The sequence below is a fragment of the Bartonella sp. AA2SXKL genome (assembly GCF_042197205.1).
GTDB lineage: Bacteria > Pseudomonadota > Alphaproteobacteria > Rhizobiales > Rhizobiaceae > Bartonella.
The window spans coordinates 1-234 of the sequence record NZ_JBHIRN010000219.1; the positions used below are offsets into that span (position 1 = coordinate 1).

1 protein-coding gene is annotated in these 234 nt (G+C 36.3%); it reads right to left on the bottom strand.

Translation table 11 applies throughout. The features are described from left to right. The coding region (locus ACFINS_RS10810; RefSeq protein WP_375706274.1) for a thiamine phosphate synthase at nucleotides 1-180 on the bottom strand (180 nt) is incomplete at its 3' end. Between the last annotated feature and the right edge of the window lie 54 nt (nucleotides 181-234).

A 234-nucleotide genomic window follows, 5' to 3' on the forward strand; every position in this document is an offset into this window, starting at 1 on the left:
ATTAATAATTAATTGTGCTCCCAATTTATCGCATATGTTTTTTGCGCGCTTAATATGTTCACGGATTGTTTTAAGATTTTCATTTTTCATACGCAATTGTATAAGTTTGATGCCAAGAGGAACCAAACGCTCAACCCAATCCGCATTGTCAACGATGGGATAAAATGGATCGAGTTTCATGAAAATACTGCTTTTCCAATAATTGGCGTTGAAGGAACAGCTACATTGCGTGCT